This is a genomic window from Vibrio sp. NC2 (assembly GCF_025195005.1).
In the GTDB taxonomy this organism is placed as follows: domain Bacteria; phylum Pseudomonadota; class Gammaproteobacteria; order Enterobacterales; family Vibrionaceae; genus Vibrio; species Vibrio splendidus.
The window spans coordinates 255,910-278,190 of record NZ_JANVFC010000002.1 but is presented as its reverse complement, the minus strand read 5'-3'; the positions used below and the strand labels follow the sequence as shown (position 1 = coordinate 278,190).

The 22,281-nt window shown below is 47.7% G+C and carries 1 protein-coding gene and 1 pseudogene; both read left to right on the top strand.

Annotated features, from left to right (window positions below):
* Positions 1–186: 186 nt before the first annotated feature.
* A pseudogene (locus NX845_RS23445) lies at positions 187–1,674 on the top strand (tandem-95 repeat protein); the annotation flags it as partial.
* The gene (locus NX845_RS04840; protein WP_405054867.1) at positions 1,648–22,281 is read left to right on the top strand and encodes a tandem-95 repeat protein; all 20,634 of its coding nucleotides are present in this window, start codon (positions 1,648–1,650) and stop codon (positions 22,279–22,281) included. The pseudogene NX845_RS23445 and the gene NX845_RS04840, both read left to right, overlap by 27 nt.

The window sequence follows — 22,281 nt, the reverse complement described above, 5'->3', positions numbered from 1 at the left end:
TCCACCGCTGTAATTGCTTTAATCACAATAACTAAGGATGTTTAAAGGTAGTTTTCAAATTTTTTTTGATTCTTTATGTATAAAAAGAAAAATATGAAAAATGTTGTATAAAAACTTGGTTTTTCAAAATGGTGTCCTTTAATGCCTCTAAATACGATCAGTTAGCTAGTAGCAACGGAGGCTGTAATGGCAGGCGAAAATAACCAAAACAACCAAAATGAAGATCTCAATGACGCGGTAGAACAAACGGACACGAACGACGCGGGTACGCCCTCCCAACAGCAGAATCAACAAAATCAACAAAATACGATTGCGTCGACAATAGCGACGGGTGCTGAAAACACGGATGCGGCCGACGAGGTTAATCAGGCTTTAGAAGACAATCCGAGTGGCGCAGGTAATGCTGAAGATGCGTCGGCTTCTGGTGCGGCTGTTCAAGAAGAGACGCCAGAAAGCGATGGAGATTCAGACGCAGCACAATCCAATGTAGTCGACAGTGTGGCTTCTGAAGGAGGAAGTGCTGAAAGCGCATCCGGAAGTGGTGGTGGGGATTCTGGTGCAGGCGCACAGGCAGTAGGAGGCGGTGGTGCAGCCGGATCTGAAGGGGGAGTTGATGCAGAAGGCAATCAAGACCAAGGTCAAGCAGTACAAACTTCAGCAGCATCAAGCTCATCAACAGATTCTGAAGGGTCACAAGGTGGTGATAATCTAGACTCGGAAACCGCAGAAGAAACGTTTGCAGTCGATGTTCAGGACCAAAGCGGTGAAGCAACGAATCAAGTAGAAGATGATTTTGATTCTGAAACGACGAGTGAAACTTTCCAAATCAATGTAGAAAGTGAAAATGATGCGCCAGAAGCAGAACAAGATCTGGCTTACATCATGGATGAAGATGGCTCCATAACATTCACTCAAGAACAATTACTCGAATACGCAAGTGATGTAGATGGGGACGAACTGGTTGCATCTAACGTTCAAGTTGGTGCTGATGCAACCGTTCAAGACAATGGTGACGGTACTTTCACAGTAGTTCCTTCAGCTGACTTCAATGGTGAACTTGACCTTACTTTCGACATCAGTGACGGCCAAGAAACGATTAGCAGCGCAATTGATTTAACGGTACGTCCGATTAATGACGCGCCGGTTCCTGAAGATAAAACGTTTGAAATAGAGGAAGATGGCACACTCATCTTCACTGATGCAGACCTATTAACAGGCGCTACAGACATTGAAGGTGACAATCTTACTGTTGAAGGTGTGACCTACGACGGTGGCGACGGTATTCTTACCGACAACGGCAATGGCACGTACACCTTTGCGCCAAATGAAAACTTCAATGGCGACGTAAACTTCGGCTTCGATGTGTCTGACGGTACCGATACGGTGTCAGCAAACATCGACGTAAGCGTTACGGCGGTTGATGATGCGCCGGTATCGGGCGACCTTGCTTACTCAGTCGATGAAGACGGTTCGATTCGTTTAAGCCAAGAGCAACTTTTATCACAAGCGTCAGATGTTGAAGGCGATGACCTGACGGCTAGCGGCCTTACAGTTGGCGGTGATGCAACAGTCGTTGCGAACGATGATGGCAGTTTCACCATCACGCCAGATGATAACTTCAATGGCGACATCGATATCAGCTTCGATATCTCTGATGGTACTAATACGGTTCAAGCTTCAGCTGACCTGACGGTTAACCCAGTTAATGACCTGCCAGTACTACAAGATCAACAGTTCAGCGTGGAAGAAGATGGCACACTTATCTTCACTGATGCTGACCTATTAACCGGTGCTACAGACATTGAAGGTGACAACCTAACGGTTGAAGGTGTGACCTACGATGGCGGCGACGGTATTCTTACTGATAACGGTAATGGTACTTACACATTCGCTCCAAACGAGAACTTCAATGGCGACGTAAACTTCGGCTTCGATGTGTCAGACGGCACCGATACGGTCTCTGCAAACATCGATGTGAGCGTAACAGCGGTTGATGATGCGCCAGTGTCTGGCGACCTAGCGTACTCAATTGACGAAGACGGTTCGATTCGTCTAAGCCAAGAGCAGTTGCTATCGCAAGCGTCAGATGTTGAAGGCGATGACCTTACTGCCAGCGGCCTCACGGTTGGTGGTGATGCAACCGTTACTCAAAACGATGACGGCAGCTTCACGATTACGCCAGATGAGAACTTCAATGGCGACATCGATATCAGCTTTGATATCTCAGATGGCACCAATACCGTTCAAGCTTCTGCAGACCTAACCGTTAACCCAGTTAACGACCTGCCAGTCCCTCAAGATCAACAGTTCAGCGTTGAAGAAGACGGCACACTCATCTTTACTGATGCAGACTTGTTAACAGGCGCTACTGACATTGAAGGTGACAACCTAACGGTTGAAGGTGTGACCTACGACGGTGGCGACGGTATTCTTACTGACAACGGTAATGGTACTTACACCTTTGCTCCAAACGAAAACTTCAATGGCGATGTAAACTTCGGTTTTGATGTGTCAGATAGTACCGATACGGTGTCTGCAAACATTGATGTGAGTGTTACGGCGGTTGATGATGCGCCTGTATCGGGTGACCTAGCGTACTCAATCGATGAAGATGGTTCGATTCGTCTAAGCCAAGAGCAATTGCTTTCTCAAGCCTCTGACGTAGAGGGCGATGACCTTACGGCCAGCGGCCTAACGGTTGGTGGTGATGCAACGGTTGTAGCTAACGATGACGGCAGCTTCACGATTACGCCAGATGAGAACTTCAACGGTGACATCGATATCAGCTTTGATATCTCTGATGGTACCAATACCGTTCAAGCATCAGCAGACCTAACGGTTAACCCAGTAAATGATTTACCAGTACCTCAAGATCAACAGTTCAGCGTTGAAGAAGACGGTACACTTATCTTCACCGATGCAGACCTGTTAACAGGCGCTACCGACATCGAAGGTGACAACCTTACTGTTGAAGGTGTGACCTACGATGGTGGCGACGGTATTCTTACTGATAACGGCAATGGTACTTACACCTTCGCGCCGAATGAAAACTTCAATGGCGACGTAAACTTCGGCTTTGATGTGTCTGATGGCACCGATACGGTCTCTGCGAACATCGATGTGAGCGTTACGGCGGTTGATGATGCACCAGTGTCTGGCGACCTAGCGTACTCAATCGACGAAGACGGTTCGATTCGTCTAAGCCAAGAGCAACTTTTATCACAAGCATCAGATGTTGAAGGCGATGACCTTACGGCTAGCGGCCTAACGGTTGGTGGTGATGCAACGGTTGTAGCTAACGATGACGGCAGCTTCACCATCACGCCAGATGAGAACTTCAACGGTGACATCGATATCAGCTTCGATATCTCTGATGGTACCAATACGGTTCAAGCATCGGCTGACCTAACCGTTAACCCAGTAAATGATTTACCAGCACCTCAAGATCAACAGTTCAGCGTTGAAGAAGACGGTACACTTATCTTCACCGATGCAGACCTGTTGACAGGCGCGACAGACGTTGAAGGTGATAACCTGACGGTTGAAGGTATCACTTATGAAGGCACTGATGGCGTACTGACTGACTTAGGTGAGGGCTCATACAGCTTTGCTCCAAACGAAAACTTCAATGGTGATGTTAGCTTTAGCTTCGATGTGTCAGACGGTACAGATACGGTGTCTGCAAACATTGATGTTAGCGTGACTCCTGAGAACGATCCGCCAGTTGCGGGCTCAACGTCCTACACGGTGAATGAAGATAATTCGATTACCATTTCTGATGCACAACTATTGGCAACATCTTCAGATATTGAAGGTGATGTATCGATAGACAGCGTGACGTACTCTGGTAGCGACGGTGTCCTCGAAATCAATGGTAACGGTACTTACACCTTCTCGCCAAATGAGAACTTCAGCGGTGAAATTGCACTGGATGTGGTTGTTGCTGATGAAGATGGTGCGACGGACGCGACGACCGCGGGTATCAATGTTCTTGAAGTGAACGATCCGCCGGTTGCAGGACCAACGTCGTACACCATTGACGAAGATTCAGTTCTAACATTCAGTGAATCACAAGTACTACTTAACGCTTCGGATGTGGAAGGCGATGTCGAACTTGTTGGTATTAGCTACGATGGCCCTGAGGGTATCTTCTCAGTAAATGGTGATGGCACTTGTAGCTTCGCTCCGAATGAGAACTTTAATGGCCAAGTTCAGCTTGATGTGACCATTCGTGATGAAGATGGTGCAGAAGTTGATACCGTCATCAACGTGGATGTTCTGCCAATCAACGATGCACCAGTATCGGGTGATTTGGCTTATAACGTAAACGAAGACGGTTCAATCACCTTGAGCCAAGATCAGTTGTTGTCTCAAGCGTCCGATGTTGAAGGCGAAGACCTAACCGCGAGCGACCTAACGGTTGATGGTGATGCGACGGTTGTAGCTAACGATGACGGCAGTTTTACTATCACACCAGATGAGAACTTCAATGGTGACATTGATATTCAATTCAACATCACTGATGGTACTGACACAGTTCAAGCAACCGCCGATCTTACTGTTAACCCAGTTAATGACTTGCCAGTTCCTCAAGATCAACAATTCAGTATTGCAGAAGACGGTACGCTGCAATTTACAGATGCCGACTTACTTACCGGTGCCACCGATATTGATGGCGATGACTTAACCGTTGAAGGTATTAGCTATACAGGTGGTGATGGCGTACTGACCGACCACGGTGATGGTACTTATACCTTTGCGCCAAATGAAAACTTCAATGGCGATGTGAACTTCAGTTTCGATGTGTCTGATGGCACAGAAACCGTTAGCGCTAATATTGATGTGAGTGTGACTCCTGAGAACGATCCGCCAGTTGCGGGTTCAACCTCATACATGGTCAACGAAGACAATGCCATCACAATTTCTGATGAACAGTTGCTAGCAAACTCTTCTGACGTTGAAGGTGCAGTGTCGGTTGACAGTGTCACTTACAGCGGCACAGATGGTGTGTTCCAAGATAATGGTGACGGCAGTTACACCTTCCTTCCTAATGAAAACTTCAATGGTGATATCAGCCTTGACGTTATTGTTGCCGATGAAGACGGTTCGATTGATGAAACCACTGCGGGCATCACCGTTCTAGAAGTGAATGATCCACCGGTTGCGGGTCCAACGTCATACACCATTGACGAAGATTCGGTTCTGACGTTCAGTGAATCTCAGATTCTTGTGAACGCTTCGGATATCGAAGGCGATGTAGAACTTGTTGGCATTAACTACGATGGCTCTGACGGTATCTTCACTGTAAATGGTGATGGTACATGCAGCTTTGCACCCAATGAAAACTTTAATGGTCAGGTTCAACTGGGTGTGACCATTCAAGATGAAGATGGCGCGACGGTAGAGACACAGATTAATGTTGATGTACTGCCAATTAACGATCCACCAGTATCGGGCGATTTGGCTTACACCATCAATGAAGATAGCTCCATCACGCTAAGCCAAGAGCAATTGCTAGCACGAGCAGGTGATATCGATAGCGACAACTTAGAAGCTATCAATCTATCTACTGATGAAAATGCGACCATCCAACACAATGATGATGGCAGCTACACCATTACACCTAACGCCGACTACAACGGTGACCTAGATCTGAACTTCGATATCATCGATAACGATGGTGGTTCAGTTCAAGTTGGCCTAGACATTACCGTGAATCCGGTTAATGACTTGCCACAAGCGCAAGATCAACAGTTCACGATTGAAGAAGACGGTACCTTACTCTTCACCGATGCTGACCTGCTTGCAGGCGCGTCAGATATTGATGGTGACGAGCTGTCGATTGAAAACGTGCTCTACACAGGTGCAGATGGTGTTCTTAGCGATAATGGCGACGGCACATACAGCTTTGCACCAAACGAGAACTTCAATGGTGATGTTCAATTCTCATTCGATGTCTCTGACGGTACTGATTCAACATCAGCTGTTATTGATGTCAGCGTAACGCCTGAGAATGATCCACCAGTTGCAGGTTCAACATCGTACACCGTTCAAGAAGATGGCCAAATCACGATCAGTGATGAGCAACTATTGGCAAACTCTTCCGATGTAGAAGGCGATGTATCACTGTCTGGAGTATCGTACTCCGGTGATGACGGCTCTTTTGTTGATAATGGCAATGGTACTTACACCTTTACGCCAAATGAAAACTTCGATGGTGATATTTCACTAGACGTTGTTGTCGTTGACGAAGACGGTGCAACCGCAACTACAACCGCTGGCATCGATGTTATTGCTGTGAATGACGGCCCTGAAACATCTGGTATTCAGGCTGAAGTCGACGAAGATAATTCAATCACCATTACTCAAGAGCAGTTACTTGCGAATGCGACCGATGTTGAGGGTGATGAGATAACGGCAACTAACCTACAAACCAACGATCCTGACGCGACGATTGTTGCGAATGACGATGGTTCATTCACCATTACGCACACAGAAAACTTCAATGGCGAGTTAGACTTCACATACAGCATCAGTGATGGTGAAAATGAAGTTCTGACGACACTCGACTTGACGGTTAACCCTGTCAACGATGCGCCGGAAGCGGGCGATGAAATCTTCATCCAAGCACAAGAAGACCAAACAGTTGGTGTGACACTTCGTGAAGAACCAGCACTACGTTTAGACCAAGCGCCAGAAAACGGCATCATTGAAGCGAATGTGAATGACGAATGGGTGGTACTGGAAGTAGGACAAGAAGTTCCTGCAGATACCGAAGTCCGCTTTGTTCCAAGTGAAGATGCTCTTGCTGAAGGTACACACACCACACAAATCGGTACGTTTGACGATAACGCGAGTGTGGATGATTGGGGTACAGAAGTTGACCCTTATACGCGTGAGTTCTCAGATGGTGACTTAACGGTAACCGTTCAAAGTAACGATGACCCTCTTGGTGCCTGGAATGGTAACACCCACATTGGTCACGGACTTGGTGATACAGACCGTCAAGGCCTGAGTGGTGATGAGAAACTGACTGTTTCGGTTGAAGGTCAAGACATCAATGAAATCAGTTTCCACCTAGATGGTTTGGGTGGTTGGTTCATGGAAGAGTCTCGTCATTTTACAGAAGTCGAAATCAAAGCGTTCAATGAGGAGGGCGACCTAATTGACTCGATGACTTACCACAAAGAAGACCGTGGTACTTTCGAGACAGATTACACGCTAACGGTTGATCAACCAGTGTCTTACTTTGAGCTTGGTACCGTGCAAGGTAATGGTACTTACGTCGTTCAAAACATGACAGTGTCACAAACATTTCATGATGAAGCGGTGTTTACATCGATTGGTGTAGACGGTTCAGAAATCACCGAAACGGTTGAGTTGAACATCCATGCGGGTGACAACGAAATCGAACTAACGGCTGATCTTCCGAATATTACTGTCGATACCGATGGTTCTGCCCAGTTTGCTTCGGTTGTGATTACCGAAGAGCAACTACTGGCGCAAGCATCTGATATTGATGGCGACGACCTTGATATTGAAAATCTAGAGCTGGTGGGTGAAAACTCAGAGCATGCAACACTCATCGATAATGGTGATGGTACTTGGACGGTAACGCCGGATGAAAACTTCCATGGTGAAATCGAACTCGGCTACCAAGTTACCGATGGTGAGCTAACAGACAGCAACATCATCAACATCAACTTCGAATCGGTGAATGATGCGCCAATCGTTTCTGGCCCGATTGTTCTATCGACAGACGAAGATGAAGGTATCACGTTCAGTGCGGATGACTTGCTAGCGAACACCACAGATGTGGAAGGCGATACGCTGTCTATTTCTGACATCACTTACGGTGGTGACAACGGTGAGCTAGTTGATAACGGCGATGGTACGTTTACCTTTATGCCGAATGAAAACTTCAATGGTGAAATCGACATCGACTACAAGGTGTTTGATGGTACTGATGAAGTTGCAACGCATTTAGACCTAACCGTTGTACCGGTCAATGATGTGCCAGTTCCTGGTGAGCCATTGCACACACAAATGCTTGAAAACGGCTCCATGATCATCGAAGCGAAAGACCTATTGTCTGGTGCGACCGATGTTGATGGCGACATTCTTCATGTTGAAAACCTATTACTTGCAGACCAAACGCAAGGTACCTTAACGGATAACGGTGATAATACCTTTACCTTCGAACCTGCAGAGAACTTCTCTGGTGAAGTGAATCTGACTTTCGATATCAGTGATGGTCAAGCAAGCGCGCCAAGTACTGCAAGAGTTGACGTTGAAATTGTCAATGAAGGCCCTGAGGTGAGTGGTCCAATTGAAGTCGCTGTTGATGAAGATGGTTCAATCACTATCACTCAAGAGGATCTGTTAGCGAATGCAACCGATGTCGATGGCGATAACCTTGAAGCGGTTAACTTTGCGACCAACGATCCAAATGCGGTTGTTGTAGAAAACCCAGACGGTAGCTTCACGATCACACCAAGTGCAGACTTCTTTGGTGAGATTGAATTTACTTACGATGTCACTGACGCGATTGAGACCGTGGCTGCCAACCTCAACTTAACCGTAAATCCAATCAACGATGCGCCAGACGTTCCAGACATGTCTTTCATTACGGAAGATGGTCAAGCGATTACTATTACCGAAGCTGAATTACTGGCACAAGCGACAGACGTTGAAGGTGATGAAGTGTCTGTGGTGAATGTGACGAGCGCAAGCGACACGGTAGAAGTCACAGATAATGGCGATGGAACATACACATTAACACCAGAGCAGGGCTTCTTCGGTAACGTTGACTTAGCGTTTGATGTGAGCGATGGCACTGATGTGGTTGCCGCAAACATCGACCTAAAAGTTGAGTTCGTCAACGATGCACCAGAAGCGACGCCAATGGTGGCTGATGTCGACGAAGATGGTTCAATCCTCGTTACACAAGAAATGCTGTTGGAGAACGCGAGCGACCAAGATGGCGATCAGCTATTTGCTTCTTCGCTTGAAACCAATGATCCGAACGCCAGCATTGTAGACAATGGTGATGGCACGTACACAGTGACACCTTCTGAAAACTTCAACGGTGATATTGCATTCACTTATGAGGTGAGCGATGGTGAGCTGAGCACGTCTAATAATATGACATTGACCGTGAATCCGGTGAATGACATTCCAATTGTTGCCCCAGGCATGTACCACATCGAAGAGGATGGCAGCATCCTGTTCACTCAAGAAGATTTGTTGAGTGGTGCAATTGATATTGATGGCGACGACCTAAGCGTTACTAGCATCAATTACTCTGGCGATGAAGGCACTGTCACCGACAATGGTGACGGCACGTTTAGCTTCGTTCCTGAAGAGCATTTCAGTGGTGATCTGCAGTTCAGCTTTACTGTGACAGACGGTACGGATGAGGTTGAACAAGACCTCAACGTCCATATTGAAGCAGTTGCGGATGCGCCGGATCTTGTGATAACCGATGGCGACGGCGTTAATGTTGATGACCAAGCTATTTTGGTTGAGCCAGGCGGCATTGTTGAGCTTAATATTGCGGCTGCGCTAGTAGACCAAGATCTATCAGAAACACTGACGGTAACGGTGGATGGTGTTCCAGAAGGTTCGGTTATTCAATACGATAATGAAGGCGTTCTGAATGACCAAGAAAACGGTATCACCAGTTACAACGATACTGAAATCACAGTAACGTTTGAAGGTGAAACCGCGGGATACCAAAACGCAGCGGGTTACTACAAAGTCGATGAAGACGGCAACATTACAGGTGTTGAAGTTGTCTACGAGAATGCATCACAAGTGGGTGGCGGCGGTGACCTTGTCCCTGGGCAAGATCAGTTCAGCTTCCAAGTCGAGGAAGGTGAGAGTTTTAACCTGTTCTTAATTCCAAACGGGCATCAACACAATGACTTTGACGCGATGCAAGACGGTCAGTACGAGTTCCGTGCTGAGGATGGTTCACCAGCGAACATGGATACGGTTGATCCTCAACTTGTCTTTGTTGCTGCTGATGGCACTGAAACCGTGGTGCAAGGGCAGAATGGTGACGCGATCTTCCATGGTGGTTCAAGCTCTCAGCTAAACCAAGATGGTATCGAACATACTCGCACGACGGTTAATGAAGACGGCGAACTGGTTTACGGCTTTGAAGATTTGTATGGCGGCGGTGATGCTGACTACACAGATTTCAACTTCACAATCGATGTGGGTGAAGTGAACAGCCAAATCTACAGCGGTGAAGTGACCGTTGGCCCTGATGGTACGGTGAACTTACCGACAACGGCTATCGAAAATTCACTACAAATCCAGTTACCAGAAGACTTCAACGAACAGCTTGAAGTTCATGTAACTGCAACCGCAACAGAGCTATCGAATGATGATTCTGAAACGGTCTCTCAAACCATCTACATTAATGCGACAGGCGCGCACATTGAGCACGCACCTGAAGCGCTGCCTGTTGCAGCAACAGTAGAAGAAGATGGTTCTATCACCATTACGCAAGAAGACTTGTTAGCTAATGCTCGTGATCTCGATGGCGACCAGCTGACGGCTCTGAATTTAGCAACCAATGATGAGAGCGTAACTATCACAGATAACGGTGATGGTACGTACACATTAACGCCAGATGCTGACTTCAATGGCGATGTTAGCTTTACGTTTGATGTGTCTGATGGTGATGATGTTGTCTCTACCAATCTGGAGTTAACGGTTTCACCAGTGAACGATGGTCCAGAAGCACAAGACCAGGCATTCACAGTCGGCGAAGATGGCGTGTTAACCTTCAATGACCAAGACCTATTAACAGGTGCAACGGACATTGAAGGGGACGACCTAAGTGTTGAAGGTGTAACTTACACTGGCGCAGATGGTGTCCTAACCGACAATGGCGATGGCACATACAGCTTCGCTCCAAACGAAAACTTCAATGGCGATGTGAACTTCTCGTTCAATGTATCAGATGGTACCGATACGGTAAGCGCCAACATTGATGTAAGCGTGACGCCAGAGAATGACCCTCCGGTTGCGGGTAGTACGTCTTACACGGTTCATGAAGACAACTCTATTACGATCAGTAACGAACAACTGCTAGCGAACTCTTCGGATATCGAAGGCGAAGTCGCAATTGATAACGTGACTTACAGTGGTAGCGACGGTGTTCTGGAAATCAACGGTGACGGTACATACACCTTCTCGCCAAACGAGAACTTTAATGGCGAAGTTAGCCTAGATGTTGTCGTGACGGATGAAGATGGCGCGACCGAAGCAACAATGGCGGGTATTACTGTCCTTGAGGTGAACGATCCGCCAGTTGCTGGCCCAACGTCATACACCATCGATGAAGATTCAGTACTGACTTTCAATGAGTCTCAAGTTCTGCTGAACGCTTCTGATATTGAAGGTGATGTTGAGCTTGTTGAGATCAACTACGATGGCCCAGACGGTATCTTCTCAATCAATGGTGACGGTACATGTAGCTTCGCTCCGAATGAAAACTTCAACGGCCAAGTGCAGTTGGATGTGACCATTCAAGATGAAGACGGCGCTCAAGTTGATACGTTTATTACGGTTGATGTATTACCAATCAACGACGTACCAGTATCAGGCGACCTGGCATACAGTGTTGAGGAAGACGGTTCGATTACCTTGAGCCAAGAGCAGCTTCTTTCTCAAGCAAGCGATGTAGACGGAGACGACCTTACTGCTTCTAACTTGATTGTTGATGGAGACGCGACGGTTGTTGCTAACGATGACGGCAGCTTTACCATTACGCCAGATGCGAACTTCAATGGTGACATTGACCTAACGTTCGACATTAGCGACGGTACAGATACGCTTGTTGCGACGGCTGACCTAACCGTCAATCCAGTTAATGACCTTCCACAACCACAAGACCAAACGTTCAGCATTGGCGAAGACGGCATCTTGAACTTCACTGACGAAGACTTGCTGACAGGGGCGACCGACATTGATGGGGATGACCTATCGGTTGAAGGCGTTACTTACACAGGTGCGGACGGTGTTCTTACTGATAATGGCGACGGAAGCTACAGCTTTGCGCCAAACGAGAACTTCAATGGTGATGTGAACTTCAGTTTTGATGTGTCAGATGGCACGGATACGGTTCAAGCCAACATTGATGTCAGCGTGACACCAGAGAATGATCCACCGGTTGCAGGTAGCACGTCTTACACCGTTCATGAAGACAACTCAATTACCATCAGCGACGAACAGTTACTTGCTAACTCTTCGGACATTGAAGGTGATGTGGCCGTTGACAGCGTGACTTACACTGGCGCTGACGGTGTCTTTGAAGACAATGGTGACGGTACTTACACCTTCTCGCCAAACGAAAACTTCAACGGCGAAGTTAGCCTTGATGTTGTCGTTACCGATGAAGAGGGCGCAACTGAAGCGACCACCGCGGGTATTACTGTACTTGAGGTGAACGATCCACCAATCGCAGGCTCAACGAGCTACTCAGTCAACGAGGACGAAGTTATCACCATCAGTTCAGAGCAACTGTTGGCGAACGCTTCTGATATCGAAGGTGAAGTGGCGATTGATAGCGTTAACTACACAGGCTCAGACGGTATATTTACCGACAATGGTGACGGAACATTCAGCTTCGCACCAAACGCTAACTTCGATGGAGATGTAAGCCTTGATGTTGTCGTTACTGATGAAGAAGGCGCAACCGTAGCAACCAACGCAAGCATTGATGTTCTGCCTGTTAATGATGCTCCAGTATCGGGTGACTTGGCGTACAGCGTGGACGAAGATGGTTCAATTACCTTGAGCCAAGAGCAATTACTTGCTCAAGCGAGTGATGTTGACGGCGATGACTTAACAGCGGCTAACCTGACCGTTGGTGGTGATGCGACCGTCACTGCAAACGATGACGGTAGCTTTACTATCACACCAGATGCTAACTTCAATGGCGACATTGATTTGAACTTCGACATTACCGATGGTGATGCGACGCTTCAAGCAACGGCTGATCTTACCGTTAACCCTGTCAATGACTTGCCAACGGTCGGTGAGCCACAGTTTGTGACTCAAGAAGACACCAGCTTTACCTTTACAGAAGAGCAACTGCTGCAAAATGCGGGCGACATTGATGGCGATAACCTATCGGTTGAAAATGTGGCTTCAGATAGCGGTACTTTGGTTGATAACGGCGACGGTACTTACACATTCGCACCGAATGAAAACTTCGACGGCAATGTGAACGTGACGTTCGACGTGAATGACGGTACAGCGACAGTTCCAGCAGAAGCGACGATTGATGTTCAATCTGTGGTTGATATGCCAGAGCTGTCGATTGCGTCTGACTTGGTCATTGCTTCAGACAACTTCGAGTCTGGCTCAAACGGTTGGAATACCGGTACTGAAAGCTCACAAGGCTTTGAATCAGGTGACATGCTAGGTCGTATTGGTGGCACTGGTGGCGATGAAGCTGTCAGCAAAACTTACGACATTCCAAGTGATGTGAGCGAAGTTAATATCTCGTTCAGTTTCTACGAAATTGATTCTTGGGATGGTGAGTCATTCCAAATCTTTGTCGGCGGCGAAGAGCTTACTTCGTTAGACAACTCGGCGTTCCAAACTCAAGATGGCACGACAACGTTGTACGATTCAGCGGGCAATGAAGTGGGTGAAGTTGTTCACGGCGTGTCGCAAGGTGAAGGCTTTAGTGGTTGGAACGACCAAGCACACCAAATCAACCTAACGGTACCCGTCGAAGATGGCCAACTTGAGTTAGGCTTCGGTTCAACCTTGAACCAAGGTGTGAGTGATGAGTCGTTTGGCATCGATAACATTGAAATCACAGTGTCTGACGCGGAATACCAAATCATTGGTACCGAAGATACACCTGTACCACTCGATATTGATGCCGCTCTAACCGATACCGATGGCTCAGAAAACCTTGCTATCTTGATTGAAGACGTGCCGGAAGGCAGCTCGCTTTCTGCAGGTACCGATAACGGTGATGGCACATGGTCATTGCAACCAGGCGAGCTAGAAGGGCTAGAGTTTATCCCTTCAGGTGACTTCAATGGTGATGTGGTTCTAACCGTGAATGCGACATCGACTGATGTTGATACGGGCACCACCGCGACGGCAACCCAAGATGTGACGATTCATATCTCGCCAGCGAACGATGCTCCAGAAGTTGATGGTGATATCAGTGCTGTGACAGCCGAAGACAACAGCATCACGCTAACTCAAGAGCAGTTGCTAGAGCACGCTGTTGACATTGATGGTAATGACCTATCAGCAATCAACCTAACCACCAATGATGAAAATGCGACCGTTCAAATGAACGACGATGGCAGCTTCACCATTACACCGAGTGAAAACTTCAACGGTAATATCGAATTTAGTTACGATGTAACCGATGGCGAAGACATGGTCGCGGCTGGCCTAGACTTGACGGTAACACCTGTCAATGATGCGCCAGAGCCACAAGACCAAGCATTCACTATTGGTGAAGATGGGGTTCTTAGCTTCTCTGACGCTGACCTGTTAACGGGTGCAACGGATGTTGAAGGTGATGACCTAACAGTCGAAGGTGTGACATACACGGGTGCTGATGGTGTGCTTACCGACAATGGTGACGGAAGCTACAGCTTTGCGCCAAACGAGAACTTCAATGGTGATGTGAACTTCAGCTTTGATGTGTCAGATGGCACGGATACGGTTCAAGCCAACATTGATGTGAGTGTGACGCCTGAGAACGATCCACCAGTGGCGGGTAGTACGTCTTACACCGTACATGAAGACAACTCAATCACGATCAGTAACGAACAGCTATTAGCTAACTCTTCAGATGTTGAAGGTGAGGTTGCGATTGATAGCGTGACTTACACTGGCAGTGACGGTGTGTTCGAAGACAACGGTGACGGCACTTACACCTTCTCGCCAAACGAGAACTTCAATGGTGACGTGAGCTTAGCGGTTGTTGTTACCGATGAAGAAGGGGCAACAGAAGCGACCACCGCGGGAATCACTGTACTTGAGGTGAACGATCCGCCAATCGCAGGCTCAACCAGCTACTCAGTCAACGAAGATGACGTTATCACCATCAGTGCAGAGCAACTGTTGGCGAACGCTTCGGATATTGAAGGCGAAGTGGCGATTGATAGTGTTACTTACACAGGCGCTGACGGCATCTTTACTGACAACGGTAACGGCACATTCAGCTTTGCACCGAACGCAAACTTCGATGGCGATGTTAGCCTAGATGTAGTGGTGACAGATGAAGACGGTGCGACAGTAGCCACCAGCGCAAGTATTGATGTTCTTCCAATTAACGATCCACCAGTATCGGGTGACTTGGCTTACAGCATTGATGAAGATGGTTCGATTACTCTGACTCAAGAGCAGTTGCTGTCTCAAGCCTCTGATGTGGATGGCGATGACCTGACCGCAAGCAACTTAAGCGCAGGCGATAATGCATCCGTTGTTGATAATGGCGATGGCACCTTTACGGTAACGCCAGATGCGAACTTCAATGGCGATATCGACCTAAGCTTTGATATTTCGGATGGTACTGAGTCAATTGTGGCGAACGCCGATCTGACGGTAAACCCAGTCAATGACTTGCCAACGACATCCGATGTTTACGCGAACGTTGATGAAGATAATGTCATCACTATCACGCAGGAGCAGTTACTTGCGAATGCCGCTGATATTGAGGGCGATGACCTTGTCGCTTCCGACTTAACCTTAGTGGGTGACGATGCAACGATTGTCGACAATGGCGATGGCACGTTCTCAATCACTCCAAGCGAAAACTTCAATGGCTACATCGATGTTGCCTACAGCATCAGCGATGGCGACACACCAATTGCCGCTAACTTAGGCTTGACCGTTGACCCAGTTAACGACGCGCCAATTGTTTCTGCTGATGTGGCGATAACCATTGAAGAAGACGGTTCATACACCATTACTCAAGAAGAGCTCCTACAATTCGCGACTGACATCGAAGACGATGACATGACCGCAATTATCGGAGAGCAAGGCGATGAAACAACCGTAACCGGTACAGTGTTGGATGCTGAAACTGGCAATCCAATCGCAGGTGCGGATGTTACGCTAACCGACAACGCAGGTCATTCTTACACAGCGGAGACGGATCAATCCGGTAACTACTCTGTGAGCGGTCCTGTTGTTGACCAAGGTACCGTCACTATTGAACAAGAAGGCTCTATTACTAGCAGCTTCCTGGTTCCAGCAGGCGAAGATACCAACGGTGGCGTAACCGCTATATCCGAAGTACTTGAAGAAACAGATATGCGTATCGTGGTCACATGGGGTGACAGCCCACGTGATATGGACAACCACCTATGGCTCTACGATACAGAGAATGGCAGTGAGCTAGACCATATTTACTATCGCGACATGAGCCATGATTTGGGTGAAGGTAATGTCGTTCAGCAAGATGTAGATGACACGAATGGCGGTGGTCCTGAAACCATCACTATTCCAAATTATCAAGATGCTGACATGCACTATTCAGTACACAACTACACCAGCAGAAGTTGGGATGTAGATGGTGTTGAAGATGTACAGGTTCAGGTATTTGTAGGCGATACATTGGTTGAAACCTTCAGCCCAGATTTATCTGATAACCCATCAGGTGACCATTGGCATGTATTTGATATCGTGAACGGCGTTATTGTTCCAAGCCAAGATGTAGGCAGCGAGAATGCGTTTGATTTACCAACGGCAGAAGAAGCGCTCGCGAATGAAAACGGCATTGATATCTCTGAATTGCTAACCGACGATGAAGGTGATGACTCTGGTGAGACGGGTGGAAACGAACCAAGTGTTGGAGATGTTTCCATTGAGAACGCTCTTATCACTGACAATGGTGATGGTACTTACACCATTACACCGGAAGAGAACTTCAATGGTGAATTCTCGATTAGTTACAACGTGGACGATGGCAACGGCGGGGTTACGCCTGCGGAACTAGACGTTACTGTAACAGCAGTTAACGACCTTTCGGTTATTTACGACCACGACTACACCATTAATGAAGATGGCTCGCTGACCTTTACCGATGAACAGCTATTGGCTGGTGCAACGGATATTGATGGCGATGACCTTTCTGTCGAGTCGGTTAATTACGAAGGCACCGACGGTGTGTTCACGGATAATGGCGATGGCACTTACACCTTCGCTCCAAACGAGAACTTCAATGGTAATGTCGACCTAACTTACGATGTCAGCGATGGCACTGATGTTGTATCGGCGAATATTGATGTTCAAGTGGTTCCAATCAACGACGTACCGGTAGCAGGTTCTACAACTTACAGCGTTGAAGAAGACGGCAGTATCACGCTAAGCGATGCACAACTTCTGGCGAATAGCTCGGATGTTGAAGGGGAAGTGTTTGTCAGCGATGTAAGCTACAGCGGCACTGATGGTGTATTCACTGATAATGGTGATGGTACTTACACCTTTGCTCCAAACGAAAACTTTAACGGTGACATCAGTCTTGATGTATCTGTTATGGATGAAGATGGCGCAACCGCTGAAACAACCGCAGGTATCGATGTCATTGCTGTTAATGACTTGCCGGTTGCAGGTTCAACGACCTACAGCGTTGACGAAGATAACGTGATTACCATCTCTGAAGCACAGCTTCTTGCGAACAGCTCAGACATTGAAGGTGATGTATCCGTTAGCGACGTTTCCTACTCAGGCGCAGACGGTATCTTTACTGACAATGGTGATGGTACTTACAGCTTCGCACCAAATGAAAACTTCAACGGCAATGTCAGCTTCGATGTCACCGTTGCAGATGAAGACGGTGCAACCGCTGAAACCACTGCGGGTATTGAAGTTATCGCGGTTAACGACGCGCCAGTGTCAGGTGACTTGGCTTACTCAGTGGATGAAGATGGTTCAATCACGCTAAGCCAAGAGCAACTGCTTGCTCAAGCATCGGATTTGGACGGCGATGATCTTACCGCGGCTAACCTAACCGCGGGTGATAACGCTACCGTTACGGCAAACGATGATGGTTCATTTACCATTACTCCGGATGCCGACTTCAATGGTGATATTGACCTAAGCTTCGACCTTTCTGATGGTACTGAAACAGTTGTTGCAACGGCCGACCTTACTGTGAATCCAGTGAATGACATCGCAGTTGTTGAAGATGTCGCTTACACCATTGAAGAAGACGGTTCACTTACCTTTACTGATGAGCAACTGCTAGCGGGTGCTTCTGATATTGATGGTGATGAGCTTTCAGTTGCCGATGTGTCTTACACTGGCGCAGAGGGTGTGTTCACCGACAATGGCGATGGCACTTACACCTTTGCACCGAACGAGAACTTCAATGGTGACGTAAGTCTGGACTTCTCGGTATCTGACGGTACAGAAACGGTTGATGCAAATATCGACGTAACGGTAACAGACGTTAACGATGCACCAGTGGCAGGCGCAACGTCTTACCAAATGAACGAAGATGGCACCATCACATTGAGCCCTGAGCAGTTGATTGCTAATAGCTCCGATGTGGACGGTGAGGTGTCGCTTGATAGCGTGAGCTACTCAGGTGCAGACGGTATCTTGGTTCAAAATGAAGATGGTTCGGTAACGTTCGCACCAAACGAAAACTTTAACGGCGACATCAACCTTGATGTGACGGTTATTGATGACGACGGTGCGACGGCTCAGACTACCGCTGGTATTGAAGTTATTGCTGTTAATGACGCACCAGTGGCCGGAAACGTGGCTTACTCGGTTGATGAAGATGGTTCAATTACGCTATCTCAAGAGCAGTTGCTGGCTAACGCATCCGACGTTGATGGTGATGCACTGACCGCAAGCAACCTATCTGCAGGTGACAATGCGACCGTAACAGCGAACGATGATGGTTCATTTACTATCACTCCGGGTGCTGACTTCAACGGCGACATAGACCTAAGCTTCGATGTTTCAGACGGTATCGAGACAGTCCAAGCTGGCGTAGACCTAACCGTTAACCCAGTGAACGACTTACCAACGGCTGCTGACCAGAGCTTTACCGTTGAGGAAGATGGTACGTTAACCTTCACTGACGCTGACCTATTAGCAGGCGCTGCGGATATTGATGGTGATGACCTATCTATCACGGATGTGTCTTACACGGGCGCAGAGGGTGTGTTCACTGACAACGGTGACGGCACTTACAGCTTTGCTCCAAACGAGAACTTCAATGGCGATGTAAACCTTGGCTTCACAGTGTCTGATGGCACTGAGACCGTCGATGCCAATATTGATGTAACGGTAACGGATGTTAATGATGCGCCGGTAGCGGGTTCTACGTCTTACCAAATGAACGAAGATGGCACGATTACTATTAGCCCTGAGCAGTTGATTGCTAATAGCTCTGACGTTGATGGTGAAGTGTCGCTTGAAAGCGTGACTTACTCAGGCTCTGACGGCACCTTGGTTCAAAACGATAACGGGTCTGTGACCTTCACGCCAAACGAGAACTTTAACGGTGATATCAGCCTAGATGTGGTCGTGACCGATGATGACGGTGCAACTGCAACAACAACGGCAGGAATCGAAGTTCTGGCTGTGAACGATGGACCTGAATCTGAGGATGTGAAACTAACCACAGCCGAAGACAGCACCATTCTTATCACACAAGACATGTTGTTAGCTCAAGCTACCGATATCGATAACACCGCAGATGAGCTGTCAGCTTCGGGTCTACAAATCGACCCTAGCTTAGGTGAGTTGCTAGACAACGAAGATGGTACTTGGTCATTTGCGCCAAACGAAAACTTCAATGGCGATGTGCCAATGACGTTTAACGTTAGCGATGGCCAAGAGACAATTTCAGTCGACGGCAACATCGATGTCACGCCAGTGAATGATGCACCTGAAGCACCAATGATTGAGATGCAAGGCGAAGAAGATGTGGTCATGGTGATTGACCCAGCTTACATTGCGGATCAAGTTACAGACCTTGATGGCGATGAGATCAGCATTGAAAGCATCACAGTTCGAGCTCCAGCGAATGCGACCTTAACTCAGCAACCAGACGGCATGTATCACTTAGTGACTACGCAAGACTTTAATGGCTTAGTAGAACTCGGTTATCAAGCTACTGACGGTGAAGAAGTGGTTGATGGCTCGCTGAATGTGGATGTCATTCCTGTTAACGATGCACCGTTTAACGTCGGCAACGCAATGATGACCACAAACGAAGATGGCGCGTTCACCTTCGATGCTGGCGACTTGATGAACTTGTTCGGTGACATTGATACCGCTGACCTTGTTGTTTCTCGCATTATCACCGCAGACGGTGAAGATGGCGGAGAAGTAACAGACAACGGTGATGGTACGTGGACATTCACACCAACAGGCGACTTTGCGGGTGTTTCTGACCTACAAGTTGTCGTGAGTGACGGTGAGTTCGAAACGGTTCTCGATGTTCCTGTGTACGTACGTCCTGTCGCAGATGGCGCGGTTATTTCAACTGACCATGATGGCCCATTAGTCTTCGGCGAAGATGAAACGGGTCACTTGGGACTGAACGTTGGCCTAGTCGATGATTCAGAAACACTAAGTAACTTGGTGATGACAGGTTTCCCTGTTGGATTCGAGGTAACAGATGGTGTGAATACCGTGATGATCACCGAGCCGGGTCAATACATCGACCTGTTCGATTGGGATATCTCAAACATTCAAATGACGCCTCCTGAAGACTTCCATGGTGAGTTCTTCGTAACCGTAAGCGCAACAACGGTTGATTACGGAGATGAGCCGGAAGCGTTTGAAGATGGCATCGATTCTGGTGATTTCGAAACCGTAGCGGGTGATTCCATCATCCTAACGGCGGACGACCTAATCGGTTTGGCTGAGAATGTGGATGCTGACAGCGATGATGAAGTGAAACTGGTTCATCTTGCCGACCGCAGCCAAGGTGAGATTGTCGATAATGGCGATGGCACTTGGACTTTCACTCCAGCACCAGGCTTTACTGGCGAAGCAGACATTGCGTACGTAGTTGATAAAGATGGCGTGCTTCATGATGAGCAAACTGGCGTAGTCGTGAAAGAAGGCGACTCGCAAGAGAATGCAGCACCAGAAGTTAACAGCATCACGACGACGGAAATCGCAGCGGATGCAACCTTGTCGTTCACTGATGAAGACATGTTAGCGAACCTGAGCGATGCAGAAGGCGAGAGCTTGAGCATTGAGTCAGTAAGCTTGATGGAAGGTCAGGGTGTAATTGAGAGCGATAACCAAGGTAACTATCAATTCACACCTGCTGAAGACTACACCGGTGATGTTCAAATTGGGTTTATAGCGACCGATGGCGAAAATCGTATCGAAAGCTTCTTCAATGTGGATATCCAAGGCGGAGATGAAGCTGCGGCGAGCGAAGGTTATGCCTTAGCTGATGATGGTTCACTAACTATCACTGATGCACAGCTGGTGGATGAATTGGGCGTGAGTGATTCTGCACAAGTTGTTGATGTTGCAGACGCGAACGATGCTGGCTTCTTTGCCGAATCAGGTGAAGGTGAGTGGACTTACTGGCCGAACGAAGACTTCGATGGCAATTTAGCGATGAATGTTGAAGTTAACGACGGCGGTGAAGTATCAAGCCACAGCTTAAGTATCCAAGTTGAAGATGATTCAGTACAAAGTGATGAACCACAAGTCCAAGCTGCTCAAGCAACAGAAGAGCAACAAGTGGAAGTGGCTCAACAAGCTGATGACCAAGCTCAAGATGCTGAAACTGAAGACAGTACAGCAGATGTAACCGCGGCACCGGGCGATACCATCTCTATCTCGATTCCAGATGAGGTGAGTGGTAACGAATCGGTTGATTACGCTGATATGTCTGGCTTACCTGAGGGCGCTACTGTGAGCAACGCACTGGATAACGGTGATGGTAGCTTCACAATCAGTGGCAACCTAGAGCAGCCTGTATCCGTTGAACTTCCAGAAGGTTATGAAGGTACTAGCGAGATCCAATTCCAAGGTTACGACGAATTGGGTAGTTCAATAGACGGTGCTAGCGGTTCTGTTGAAGTTGAGGTCGATGATCAATACACCATGCAAGGTTCTACGCAAGAGCAGCAACCGGACATGGCGGGTATGGAATCTGGAGGCAGCGACTGGACAAGTTCAGGTGGTCAAGATCAAGGTGTTGACTTCACGGATGACTCTGGAAGCTTCGATTCAGATTCTCAAACTGGAACCGATCAAGGCAACGACTTCGACCAAAGCTCGATTTAA